General features: G+C 41.2%; 11 protein-coding genes and 1 tRNA gene. 5 read left to right on the top strand and 7 right to left on the bottom strand.

The genetic code is table 11. The annotated features are described in order from the left end of the window. Window positions 1–63: 63 nt before the first annotated feature. From ACQ2HE_RS01025 to ACQ2HE_RS01005, 5 genes are all read left to right on the top strand, one after another. Window positions 64–137: transfer RNA gene (locus ACQ2HE_RS01025), tRNA-Asn, on the top strand. A 147-nt stretch (window positions 138–284) separates the two neighbouring features. Next, window positions 285–911, top strand: coding sequence for an HD domain-containing protein (locus ACQ2HE_RS01020; RefSeq protein ID WP_430895400.1), 627 nt, complete (start codon window positions 285–287; stop codon window positions 909–911). Window positions 912–1881: 970 nt separating this feature from the next. After that, window positions 1882–2430 carry a hypothetical protein gene (locus ACQ2HE_RS01015; protein WP_430895402.1) on the top strand — a complete coding sequence of 183 codons (549 nt, stop codon included), beginning with the start codon at window positions 1882–1884 and terminating at the stop codon, window positions 2428–2430. A 469-nt stretch (window positions 2431–2899) separates the two neighbouring features. Next, window positions 2900–3811, top strand: coding sequence for a prohibitin family protein (locus ACQ2HE_RS01010; RefSeq protein WP_430895405.1), 912 nt, complete (start codon window positions 2900–2902; stop codon window positions 3809–3811). Window positions 3812–4090: 279 nt separating this feature from the next. After that, complete coding sequence (locus ACQ2HE_RS01005) at window positions 4091–5545, top strand: alpha-L-fucosidase (RefSeq protein WP_430895407.1); 1455 nt, start codon at window positions 4091–4093, stop codon at window positions 5543–5545. 362 nt (window positions 5546–5907) lie between these two features. On the opposite strand, the gene hemL is transcribed toward ACQ2HE_RS01005, so the two are convergent. The 7 genes from hemL to hemA are packed head-to-tail and all read right to left on the bottom strand — an operon-like array spanning window position 5908 to window position 13112. After that, window positions 5908–7197, bottom strand: a complete 1290-nt coding sequence (hemL, locus tag ACQ2HE_RS01000; RefSeq protein ID WP_430895409.1) for a glutamate-1-semialdehyde 2,1-aminomutase — start codon at window positions 7195–7197, stop codon at window positions 5908–5910. Window positions 7198–7252: 55 nt separating this feature from the next. Then, window positions 7253–8233: a porphobilinogen synthase gene (gene hemB, locus ACQ2HE_RS00995; RefSeq protein WP_430895411.1), complete on the bottom strand. Its 981-nt coding sequence runs from the start codon at window positions 8231–8233 to the stop codon at window positions 7253–7255. Between the two features lie 17 nt (window positions 8234–8250). After that, the gene (gene hemF / locus ACQ2HE_RS00990) at window positions 8251–9213 is read right to left on the bottom strand and encodes an oxygen-dependent coproporphyrinogen oxidase (RefSeq protein ID WP_430895413.1); all 963 of its coding nucleotides are present in this window, start codon (window positions 9211–9213) and stop codon (window positions 8251–8253) included. Then, window positions 9213–10244: a uroporphyrinogen decarboxylase gene (gene hemE / locus ACQ2HE_RS00985; RefSeq protein ID WP_430895415.1), complete on the bottom strand. Its 1032-nt coding sequence runs from the start codon at window positions 10242–10244 to the stop codon at window positions 9213–9215. The genes hemF and hemE overlap by 1 nt, the downstream gene beginning before the upstream one ends. A gap of 16 nt (window positions 10245–10260) precedes the next feature. Continuing rightward, window positions 10261–10959, bottom strand: a complete 699-nt coding sequence (locus ACQ2HE_RS00980) for a uroporphyrinogen-III synthase (RefSeq protein ID WP_430895417.1) — start codon at window positions 10957–10959, stop codon at window positions 10261–10263. Then, window positions 10946–11869, bottom strand: a complete 924-nt coding sequence (gene hemC, locus ACQ2HE_RS00975; protein ID WP_430895419.1) for a hydroxymethylbilane synthase — start codon at window positions 11867–11869, stop codon at window positions 10946–10948. Before hemC ends, ACQ2HE_RS00980 begins: the two co-directional genes overlap by 14 nt. A 4-nt stretch (window positions 11870–11873) precedes the next feature. Further along, window positions 11874–13112, bottom strand: coding sequence for a glutamyl-tRNA reductase (hemA, locus tag ACQ2HE_RS00970; protein WP_430895421.1), 1239 nt, complete (start codon window positions 13110–13112; stop codon window positions 11874–11876). Between the last annotated feature and the right edge of the window lie 127 nt (window positions 13113–13239).

Below are 13239 nucleotides of genomic sequence, written 5' to 3'. Positions count from 1 at the left end.
ATTGCATTAGAATACTTTGCAGAAATCAGAAAATTCCTATTTTTGCAACCCATTTAAAGGTATTCCTCCTTAGCTCAGTTGGTTAGAGCATCTGACTGTTAATCAGAGGGTCTCAGGTTCAAGTCCTGAAGGGGGAGCTTCAAAAGGTCATACAGTTCTGTGTGACCTTTTTTATTTTAATAATTCTTCCTGCACAGTTGGTTAGAGTCCCAACTTCCTAACCATCAGGGAATTTTGGTCCCTTATATCCCCCCAAGCCCTTAATTTTACTCTTCTTCTCCATCATGAAACAACACATCTCCTCCATCCTCAAAGTGCTCGAGCTCGCTGAGAAACTGAAAGACGAGCTGCGCCATAGCTATACCTCTACCGGACGACAAGAAAGCGTGGCAGAACATACCTGGAGAATGGCGTTGATGGCAGTGCTGATTGAGCCACTCTTAACCAAGAAAGTAGATACAGCTCGCTTACTCAAAATGATCATCATTCACGACCTCGTAGAAGCAGAAGCAAAAGATACACCCCTTACCGAAGTACTCCGCAATCCTGAACTGAAGAAAGATAAAATAGAACGCGAACGAAAAGCTATCGAAAACATTAGAGCAGCGCTTACTCATACCAACGGACAAGAAATCTACGACCTCTTCTACGAATTCGAAGCAAAAGAAACCTATGAAGCAAAAGTAGCCAACGCACTCGATAAACTTGAAGCGCAACTACAACACAATCACGCCCACATTTCTACTTGGGAAGAAATAGAGTATGAGATCACTTACATGCTCGACAAGCATGTTGTATTCGATGAAACCCTCTTCGAATTGAAGGTTCGAATTGAAGACGATGCTACCCGAAAATTAGAAGCCAACGGAATCAATACCGCTCCTCTAAAAGAGAAACACAAGAAGTACTGATTTCGAAAAAAATACTCCATAAAGCAGGATTCTTATCTAACAAGTTGTGCTATTGGCTAATCAAGAGAAACTGATGGTATCATAAAGCAAGCTTCATTTCTCCTACATTTAATCCGTTACATACTTCTTATATATTTAAAATAATTTCATTTTTTAAGTACCATTCGTCCATCTCTGCCGAAAATGATGTCCGAAGCCATTTCGAGCATGATTCGCAAGGCCGAAGGCCTGAAGAAGGATGCGAGAAATCTGGGTTGTTATTAAAAAAATCCTGTCATCCCGAACGAGCGAGGCTGCGAAGCAGCCGCAGCGAGAGAGGGACCTCAAAACGCGTTGTCATAGTAGAGGCGCTTTGGAAACAGTTTTTTTTACAAAACTCATTGGTGAGTTTTTAAGTGGTTTAGTTATTTAGTTTTTGAGGCTTTGAACAAGATACTGGCTGTACCTTGTGCTTTTGCATTGATGCGCGAACATGAGTGCCATTCATCAATAGCGCAGCAACTTAAGAACTTTAAAAACTCAACAACTCAATTACCTAACAATTAATAGCATGTAGCGCCAATGCTTCGAAATCGGATTCTCTCTGAAAAACCCGTTCCGAGGTTCCTCTCTCCTTCGTTTGCTTTGCAAACTCAGTCGTTCGGAATGACGCCGCATTTTTTTATTAAAGTATCGATATTTTTCGCTGGACCTTCATCGGCCCTTCGAAAATCCCTTCGGGATACTCAGGGACCTCGAGGGTCCAAGCTCAAAATATCGGTCGGAGGAGTCGCTTGGATAGAGGAATACACTTTTATATAGCGTCATCACTCAATAACTAGTATGCCATGAAATGTTTGAGGTCCTTTTCTTTAATAGTACAACACGTTATCATCTATTCTCTTAGACTAATAGCTGCGTCTATTCAAATTACCTGAATGCAGGTAGTAGCGCTTTACTATTCAATTGTACTTTTACAAAAATCAATTCTATGCATCGTTTGGCACTAGCAACTTGCTTACTACTGTTCTCTTGTAACGCAACCACTACCAACAAAGAAGTAAGCGCCACAGCTCCAACAGAACCAGCCAACGTTGAATCAAAAGAACCGGTAGCAAGTGATGCATCAACTGCAACTCAAACAACACCTCCTGCTTCTAACAACGACAACATGGAACAGCCTTCGCAAACATCTAATTTAGACAATCGAATTTTCGGAACTTGGAAAAACACAGAAGTCATCACAAGCGGTTCCGGCGACAATTTCGGGTCTTTCTCTTCTGAAACATTTATTGAATTTACAGCAGACGGAGTATTTGCTACATGGGCGGGACAAAGCGCCGGAAGCGGCGGCGGTCAAAGCTTTGAAAGCAATGACTCTTCTCAAAAACAATCATTGAAGTATCGAACAGAAGATCGAATGATCGTATTCGTTGATCCTTCTAGTGGACAAGAAGCAAAAACAAAATATGCTGTTGATGGGTCTCGCCTCATGCTTTCTGATGGGGCAGGACATAACAAAATTTATATCAAGGAATAACAATTAATCGCTTCTAACTTAATTTATAGCCTTCTGAAACAATTGTCCTGCCTGAGTTTCGGAAGATGCATCCGCTTTAGAGTATTTGGTTTTCTTTAACAATTTGTGATCTAAAAAGCCATTCAAATTAAAAGTGAATTAAATAAGTTCTGCCCTGTTTTTATTTCAGCCAACCTTCTTTTTCTTTGTATTCGAAAGTTGTTTCACCTCTTGCTTCTCTCTCTTAACTATTGAATGTTGTTTAGAATATATAACGTTGTAGTATATGTTATGATATTCTTTTTTGAAGTCTACACCATTGAATGTGGCGCTGGGCCTTCATTTAGGGCGATTGAAATTTGTGTGTGCTTGTGTGTGATCAGTTAACTGTGTGTTAAATGAAATTTCAATCCTTGAAAATGACAACTATTGATTGGTGTTTGTGTTGAACGAATGGGTTCCATATTTAATAGTATTAAACAGTTTGTCTATGAAACATCTAATTACACTTACAGTTTTTGCAAGCATTGCCTTGTATTCATGCACGGTAGTTCGTCAAGGTGAAGTAGGCGTCAAAAGAAGACTTGGTAAAATTGATCCCGAATACGTTCAGCAAGGTGCAGCGGGTTATAATTTATTTACTACCAAAATCATTAGGGTTCCTACTAGAACGGTAAATATTGAAGTGAAGCCGGATCTGCCTTCTAAAGAAGGCCTTACCATTCGTTGCGAAATTTCAATTCTTTATCGTTTGAAGCCGGAAGCAGCCCCGAAAATTGTTCAAAACATTGGATTGAACTACGAATCAGAAGTAATTCTTCCTGTATTCCGTTCAGCTGCTGCCGATGTTACAGCTAAGTTCCTAGCTAAAGACATGCACAGTGGAGAGCGCGCTCAAATTGAGCAAGCAATTAGAAAGCAAATGAGTGAGATATTGGAGCCTAAGGGTTTCATGATCGATAATGTACTAATGAAGAGCATTCGCCTACCGGAAGGTCTTGCTAGAACCATTGAAGAAAAACTTCAAGCAGAACAAGACGCACAAAGAATGGAATTCGTGAAGGAAAGGGAAAAGAGAGATGCAGAAAGAAGAATTATTGAAGCAGAGGGTAAAAAAGAAATTGCTCGCATTCAAGCCGAAGGAGAACAAAATGCCGCCATCATTCAAGCACAAGCTAAGAAGAGAATTTTAGAAATCGAAGCAGAAGGTAAAGCAAATGCAATGCGAATTGAGGCAGATGCTACTAGACGAGCCAATGATACTATCAATAAAACATTGACTCCATCAATTCTTAAACTCAGACAGATTGAAGCATTTAGAGCACTTTCAAATAGTAGTAATTCAAAACTAATACTAACGGATGGCAAGACTCCATTCTTGTCTCTTCCCGATAAATTTTAGTTTGTATTCTTATGGTTGTTTACGGGTTTTAATTTTTCTCAAGGTTGTTAGATTTGAACGGGTTGTATTTTTATACGACCCTTTTTTATGCCTTTTACTCAAACTTCAATTGTTTCGTTCCTTCTTAAGGAAAAATTCCTGTTAGTTTTCGAAAAAATTAATATTGTTGAAGTGAATTCAATTATTAATAATTTCATCCTGTAGAGGTTTCAATTTTTTAATACTTAAGTAAGGTTGAAACCAAGCGATTTGTATTGTCATTTTCCTAAATTTTTCTTCATGAAAAAATTGATCCTTTTGAGTGCGCAATTCGTTTCGTTGTTTTGGGCACATACTTTAGTGGCGCAAAACAACAAAGCCCCTAAACCCGTGTATCCTATTCCAACAGCCGCTCAAATTCAGTGGCATGAAATGGAGACCAATGCATTCATCCATTTTACAACCAATACCTTTACCGACAAAGAATGGGGTTATGGCGATGAAAGCGAAACGGTGTTCAACCCTTCTGCACTTAATACGGATCAATGGGCCGCTACATTGAAAAAGGCAGGTTTCAAAACCATGATTCTTACTTGTAAACACCATGATGGATTCTGCCTCTGGCCATCTGCATATACTGAGCATTCGGTTAAAAACAGTCTTTACAAAAATGGTAAAGGCGATGTGGTGCGGGAAGCACGCGACGCTGCAAAAAAATACGGACTGAAATTTGGTGTCTACCTTTCACCATGGGATCGCAACCGAGCCGATTATGGCACCCCCTCTTATGTTACCTATTACCGTAATCAATTGAAAGAATTGTTTACTAAATACGGACCTGTTTTTGAAATGTGGTTCGATGGAGCCAATGGAGGTGACGGCTTTTATGGCGGCGCCAGAGAGAAAAGAAAAATTGATGGAGCTACCTACTACGATTGGCCTACTACCTTAAACTTCGTTCGCAAAATGGAACCCAATGTCATTTTCTTCAGTGACGCAGGTCCTGGCGTTCGTTGGGTTGGCAATGAAAGTGGAATTGCAGGACTAACAAACTGGAATACAATTACAACAGATTCCCTTTATGCGGGTAAATCAGGAATGGAAGCTTTATTACAAACCGGGTCAGCCGATGGTACCAAATGGGTGCCTGCTGAGGTGGATGTTTCAATTCGTCCGGGTTGGTTTTGGCATGAATCGGAGAATGATAAAGTAAAAACACCTCAACAATTATTCGATATTTATTTGACCTCTGTTGGTAGAGGCTCCACGCTATTATTGAATGTGCCTCCCGATAGAAGAGGGGTCTTTCACGAAAATGATGTGAAGAGTTTGTTGGGCTTTAAAGAATTAGTTGACAACGCATTCGCAAATAATGTAGCGGCGAAAGCGGCTGTTACAGCTTCTTCTTACCGAGGTAAACTTGCAAGTTTTGCTCCGGCCAATATCACCGATGGAAATAAAAATACGTACTGGACTACCAATGACAATGTAACCACCGGCAGCTATACCATAAAGTTGGCAAAAGAGCAAACGGTGAAGTATGTTGTACTCCAAGAGTACATCAAATTGGGACAACGTGTAAAATCATTTTATGTAGAAGCATGGGTAGATGGTTCCTGGAAGAAGGTAGGTGAAGGAACTACGATCGGTTATAAGAGAATTTTAAGCATTGATCCGGTTAAAACCACTCAAATTAAAGTAACTATTGCCGAGGCAAAAGCATGTCCCATTATTTCTAATACCGCTTTGTATTAAAGGTGTTTTTTGAGAAGTAAATACTGAAGAATAGACCGCTTCGCGGAGGAACAGCCGTAGCGCAAAGGTTTTGAGGTTGGAGGTCGTAGAGATTGTGGTTATTTAAGTTTTTGACAGCTTGAAGCTCTAAAAGTCGTTTACTTAAGATCGCAAAGCCGCTGCGCGGTGGAATACAAACCACTGAGGTACGGTGGCACGGAGTTGTTTCGCCTTAGGCAGAGGTAATGACTTTTCGCTGCGAAACCGCTGCGATCGCTGCGCCGCTGCGGTTCAAAAAACTTCGCGATTCCTTCGCGGTCTTAGCGGACTCTGCGGTGAGTCCATTCTAACAAAAAGTCTTAAAGTAATAAAACACTCTTCATCTATATATCTCCCAAACTTTGCTCCGCCGCTAAAATCGTTCTATCTAAATCCTCATAACTCAATGCATTATTCAAGAACCACGCTTCAAAAGGTGAAGGCGGCAAATAGATTCCCTTCTCCAGCATTTTATGGAAGAAAGCCTTGAATTTATCATTGTTCGCAGCCGCTGCTGTTGCAAAGTCAATTACATCATGATCGCTGAAATGCACACTGATCATTGATCCCAATCTATTAATACGATAGGGTTTGCCATGTGCGGCTAATACTTTTTCTAATCCTTTATGTAAATACGCGGTTTTTTCGTCCAGTTCAGAAAGTAAGTTTGGATTGTTTTTTAGGGTAGATAACAAGGTGTATCCCGCAATCATAGCAATCGGATTCCCACTCAATGTACCTGCTTGGTACACCCCTCCCAGTGGAGCAATTTTCTCCATGATGGCTCTTTTGCCTCCAAAAGCACCCACCGGCATTCCACCACCAATTACTTTTCCGTAGGTCACCAAATCGGCATTGATGTTCAAGCGCGCTTGAGCTCCACCGGTAGACAAACGGAATCCGGTCATTACCTCATCAAATATGAAAACGATGCCTTCTTCATCACAGATCGCTCTTAATCCTTCCAAAAAACCGGGCTGTGGTAAAATACATCCCATGTTTCCGGCAACCGGTTCAACAATGATCGCTGCAATTTCATTCTTATTAGCAGCTACTAATGCCTTTACTTCTTCTAAATTATTATAGGCAGCCGTCAATGTATCATTCGCTACACCGGCAGTTACCCCGGGAACGGTTTGAATATTAAAAGTAGCTACACCACTTCCTGCCTTTACTAAGAATGAATCGGAGTGACCATGATAATGACCTTCAAATTTTATGATCTTATTTCTACCGGTATATCCTCTCGCCAATCGAATCGCACTCATACAAGCTTCGGTACCACTACTCACCATTCGAATCAAATCAACATTGGGCACCATTGATTTAATGAGTTCTGCCATCTTGATCTCCAATTCCGTTGGAGCACCGTAAGAAGTTGAATAAACAGCGTATTCTTGAATGGCCTTCACTACGGGTTCGAAAGCATGACCCAGAATCATTGGTCCCCAAGAAGCGATGTAATCGATGTATTGGTTTCCATCAACATCATATAAATAAGCTCCCTTGGCATTCTTGATGAACAAAGGCGTTCCGCCTACACTCTTAAATGCTCTTACCGGACTGTTCACTCCACCGGGAATGCTCTCCTGTGCTCTCGCAAATAATTCCTTACTTTTCTCAATGCTATACATCTGCGTTTTCTTTTACTAATTCTTTGATTTGAAGTTGCTTCGCAACTTCAAATCATTAATTATTAATTATTAATTGTACGGCTTCTTTCGCGAAATAGGTGGCAATTAAATCTGCGCCCGCTCTCTTAATAGAAGTGAGCGTTTCTAAAATGGCTTTGTTCTCATCTATCCAACCTTTTTCCGCCGCCGCTTTGATCATCGCATACTCTCCACTGATATTATACGCACTTACCGGTACTTCAACTTCATTCTTAATGTCTCTAATAATATCCAAATAGCTCAATGCGGGTTTTACCATCACAATGTCGGCACCTTCTTCAACATCCATCACCGTTTCTTTGATGGCTTCAAGGCGATTTCCATAATTCATTTGATAGGTCTTCTTGTCGCCAAAACCGGGCGCACTGTCCAATGCATCTCTAAACGGACCATAGAAGCAAGATGCATATTTGGCACTGTAACTCATAATGCCCGTTTGAGTGAAATTGCTTTCTTCCAAAGCAGCTCTGATGGCGCCAATACGTCCGTCCATCATATCACTGGGAGCTACAAAATCGGCGCCTGCTTCCGCATGACTCACACTCATCTTCGCCAACACTTCTACAGTAGGGTCGTTTACGATTTGACCGTTCTCAACAATACCGTCGTGACCATAACTGGAAAAAGGATCCAGCGCCACATCTGTCATCACCACCATTTCAGGAACAGCGTCTTTGATGGCGCGAATGCTTCTTTGCATCAATCCATTTGGGTTGAGTGCTTCCGTACCTTTATTATCTTTTAAAGCATCTTCACACTTGATGAATAACAATACCGACTTCAATCCCATTGACCACAATTCTTTTACTTCCTTCACGGTTAAATCTAAACTTTTTCTGTAATAACCGGGCATTGAAGCGATTTCAGAGATTTGATTCGTTCCTTCAATAATAAACAAGGGAACAATGAAATCATTTGGTGTAAGAATGGTTTCATTTACCAAGGCTCTGATGGCCGCTGATTTACGAAGGATTCTATTTCTTCTCTGTAAATACATACAATTAGTTTATTCAGTTAACAGGTATTGCTTTTGCGGGCCCATTCAATGCGTTCTTGTTCTTCTATGGCCAACCAATCTACCGGATGAAGGCATATTTCAGTTAATCGTGCTTCAGGGCTTCCGGGTGCAGGCTGATAGTTGTAATCAAAACGCACAGTAGGAGGCAAGCTCATGAGAATACTTTCAATTCTTCCATTCGTCTTCAACCCGAAAATAGTTCCACGGTCGTGTACCAGATTGAATTCTACATATCTTCCTCTTCTGATTTCTTGCCAATATTTTTGTTCAGGACTGTAATCCAGTTTCTTCCTTCTTTCTACAATAGGTATATAAGCTTTAATGAAAGCTTCCCCACAAGTTTTGGCGAACTTGAACCAAAACTCCAGAGGTTGATCTTCACTGGGTCTTTGATAATCGTAGAATATTCCCCCAATACCTCTGCATTCATTATTTCGATGCTTGTTTACAAAATAACGATCGCACTCTTCCTTGAATTTGGGATAGAAAGCTTCGTTGAATTGATCGCAAGCAGTTTTATAGGTTCCGTGAAAATGATAGGCATCTTCATTGAAAATATAATAAGGAGTAAGATCGGTACCACCACCAAACCAACGATCGATCACTGCTCCCTTTTCATTGTATAGTTCGAACATGCGATAATTACAATGAACAGTAGGAACGAGTGGACTCTTTGGGTGAATCACCAAGCTCAATCCACAAGCAAACCAGGAATGGCCATTGATCTTAAGTTGCGTCCGCATTAAATCGGTTACTTCTCCAAATACCACAGAGGTATTCACGCCGCCTTTTTCAAATACATCACCATTGGCAATCACACGGGTTCTACCTCCACCCCCTTCAGGGCGCTCCCACAAATCTTCTTGAAAGCGAGCTACACCGTCGCTTTTTTCAAGGGCGGTGCAGATCTGGTCTTGAAGATCTCTGATGAACGCAATCCACTGGTCTTTAAATTCCATTAGTATCTATATTCTTTTACGGCTTCTACAAATGCTTTCGCATGATCAACAGGAACATTCGGCGTAATGCCATGTCCTAAGTTCGCGATGTATCGCTGAGGTCCGAAGGCGTCGATCATTTCCTTAACCGATTTTTTGATTTCAGGAATGGGTGCCAACAGTTTTGCCGGGTCGAAATTTCCTTGCAAGGTAACTCTTCCACCGCTGAATTGACGGGCCAATTGAGGCGTTAAGCACCAATCGATTCCAATACCTGCTGCGTCAGATTTGCTTAAGTCCTCCAACGCGTACCAACTTCCTTTAGGGAAAAGAATTACGGGTGCATGTGGCTTTAATGCTGTGGCTATTTCAGTTAAGTAGGGTTGCGCGAATGTTTTGAAATCGGCCGGACTTAAAGAGCCTGCCCAACTATCGAAAACCTGCACTGTATCAGCTCCGGCTTTTACTTGAAGTTTCAAGTATTCGATGGTGATGCTTGTGATTTTTTTAAGTAATGCGTGCGCTAATTCTGGCTGAGTGTAAGCAAACTGCTTCGCTTTGTCCCAGGTTTTGCTTCCTTTTCCTTCTACCATATAACACAATATGGTCCAAGGTGCACCGGCGAATCCGATCAATGGCACACGTCCATTCAATTCCTTTTTAGTAAGCGCCAATGCGTCGTACACATATTTCAAGCTTTCCTCGGCACCTTCTGTTACAAGCGCTTCAATAGAAGCTTTGTCTGTAACGGTTTTAGGTAGCAGCGGACCTCTTCCTTCTTCCATCGTTACTTCAAGGCCCATCGCTTGAGGAATTACCAAAATATCGGAGAAAATGATGGCTGCATCTACGCCCACTTGGTCAATAGGCTGCAAGGTGATTTCTGTTGCCAACTCAGGGGTTTGAACGCGGGTAAAGAAATCGTATTTATTTCTTAGCTTGATGTAGTCAGGTAAATAGCGACCTGCTTGGCGCATCATCCAAACCGGTGGACGCTCCGTGCTTTCTCCTCTTAACGTCTTTAATAAAAGATCATTCTTTAAGTTGCTCATCTTCGATTGTCTAGTTTTAAATTGATTCTGCCACTTCCTTGATCATTTGTTCTTTTGATTGCTCAAGTGGCGTATAGATATTTTGTTGTGTGAATTCTTTCAAAGCTGCAGCTGTAGTGGCACCAATGGCCCACAATTGGGCGTTGGGCGGAAATTGGTTTTTGCTGTAGTAGCTATAAACGGCGCTTGGACTGAAAAATAAAATAGCATCATAGGCTTTCTGCACAATTTCCGGCGTAGCGATGTTTTTGTATACGATCCATTCTGTTAGTTGGAAACCGGCTTCGGTCAAGAGATTCGGTAAAGCATCTTTTCTTTTATCACCACAAAAGAATAAAACCGGAAAATCGGAACGCTCTTGTTTGGCAACCATATTGGCCAATTCGGCTGAATTGTTAACGTTTACAGATAACACTTGATCTCCCCAAAAGCTACGTGCCAACTGTTCTGATACTTTTCCTACACAATAGATTTTCCAACCTGTTGGTTTTGTTTTTAGAATTTTTTGAACCCCATGAATAGCGTTGCTGCTAGTAAATACTGCTATTTGTTGTCCACCAATTGTTTCGTTGATTTGTTGAACAGAAGGGCTGTCTGAGATATACTCAATGTCAATAAACGGAATCACATCAACTTGAAGATTTCGAGTTGATAAATAGCTTGACCATTGCTGGTCCAAACTACCGGTGATGAGTATTGACTTATTTTCCTGCATTTTTAATACTTTCTGCGATGCTTTTTCCTCCATTCGCAATGATGGCTGCTGCTGCTTTTGCACCCAGGATTTCAAAATCGCCGGTATCGCTTGAAATTTCAATCTCTGCTTTTTCCTTACCATCGAGGGACAGAATACTACCCTTGAATTGAATACAGTTATTTACCACAGTTGCCAAACCGCTAATTGGAGTAGAACATCCGCCCATTAATTCTTTAAGAAAATCACGTTCTACCTTAGTTGCTATTTCAGTAGCCCGATCGTTTAATTGACCTAAGGCCTCTCTGCAGTAGGTATCGGCTTCTCCGCAAACTACCATGATGGCTCCTTGCGCCGGAGCAGGCAACATCCAATCTAGGTCGATGCTGTTCTTAGGACGAAGATGAATTCTCTCCAAGCCGGCAGCAGCGAATACAGCGCCGTTCCAATTACTCTCTGCCACTTTTCTAAGTCTGGTATTTACGTTGCCACGCAAATTTTCGATGCTATGGTGTGGGTATCGATGCAACCACTGAGCTTTTCTGCGAATGCTACTGGTAGCTATTAACGCTGTTCCGGCGAAATCGTTTAAAAAGGAGGGGTCACCGTTGTACACTAAAATATCGGTATGGGAGGCTCTTTTAAGGATCGCCGCTTGTGCAATACCTTTAGGGAGTTGAGTTGGAACATCTTTCATGGAGTGAACCGCAATGTCAATTCGGCCGTTCAGAAGGGCAATGTCTAAACTTCTGGTAAATACACCTTGAACACCCATGGCATAGAGTGGGGTGGTAAGATCAAGGTCGCCTTCGCTTTTAATGAGAACCAATTCGGCTGCAAAGCCCTTTTCTTCCAGCAAAGCCTTTACGGTGTTGGCTTGCCACAACGCCAACTCGCTGTCGCGTGTTCCAATTTTAATGCTTTTGCTCATGGTGTTAATTTGTTCCGGTTGCAATGTACTCGTGGATGGCATTGATGTACTGACATCCCTTGGTGTTTTCTTCCATCAATTTTACGGCAATTCCGTTTACCACTCGTTGAATTTTTTCTTTGCACACAACGGGCTGTGTTTCCGTAACCGACTGAACATAGCTCACATACAGAGGATGAGCGTGCAATTCTTCTAATTTCGATTTAATTGCCTTCAATACCGGAACAAACTGGCGCTTGCTATGCCAATCCAGGAACTCAACAAGATGTTTATTGATGATGGCCTTCGCCTTGGGAACCTCCGCTAAACGCATATTCAAGGTTTCGTCTTTGATTTTAGACAAAGCGTCTACGTTCACCAAATCAACTTCAGGCCATTCGGCAACAGCCGGATCAATATTATAGGGGATAGAAAGATCGATGAACAACTGAGGTTTTTCTGCTCTCAAATCAGATTTTAAAATAACGGGGCTGGAAGCACCTGTGGCTACAATTACAATATCAGCCTCATTTACTTCTTGGTTGTAATAGGAATTAGAAGCCATTTTGATACCCAATTCTTGCGCTAGGGCTTGGGCTTTTTCTTCAGTTCTATTCATCAAGGTTATTTCGGTAGTACCCAAATAATCGATGATATTTTTACACGTGTTCTTTCCAATTTTTCCTGTTCCCATCAAAAGGATGCGTTTTCCTTCTATGGCGCTTATTTTTTCTTTGATATACTGAACTGCTGCAAACGCCACAGATACCGTACCTCCACTTAAAGCAGTATTTGCTTTTACATCTTTTGAAGCCTGTAACGCTGCATTGGTTAAACGTTCCAAATGAGAACCAATGCATTCTCTCTCTTTTGCAAATTTTACAGCTAGTTTTAACTGACCTACAATTTCATAGTCGCCCAATATCTGTGAATCCAATCCGGATGCCACATCAAATAAATGACGAATACCTTCTTGGCCAATCTTTACATAAGCCATTTTTTGAAAGGCTTCCAAGTTTCCTGAACTGGCATTACACAAGAGCTGCATCAAAACAGCCTCGTTTTCTGCAAATGCATAGATTTCAGTTCTGTTACAAGTAGACAATACAAACAATTCCTGTAGGCCATTCAACACCGCTTCATTTAATAATGACTCGTATTGCTCATTATTAATGGCATATAATCCGCGAACAGAAGCGTCTGTTTTTTTGTAATTGATCCCGACTACGTAAAAATTTGATATTTCCTTATTTCTATTTCCCAAGCGAATGGTTTGAATTATATACGTAGCAAAATTAAATCCGATTGCTTTGAAATCAACGTATGTGTGTCATTACAATGTCATTTGTTATAGGTGATTTTAGTCACTGATTTTCATGATGAAATTCATT

It is taken from the genome of Endoryza foliicola, from assembly GCF_050589245.1.
Taxonomy (GTDB): Bacteria; Bacteroidota; Bacteroidia; order Chitinophagales; family Chitinophagaceae; genus Endoryza; species Endoryza foliicola.
Note: the sequence above shows the minus strand (reverse complement) of the source record. Positions and strands in the feature narration are given on the sequence as shown.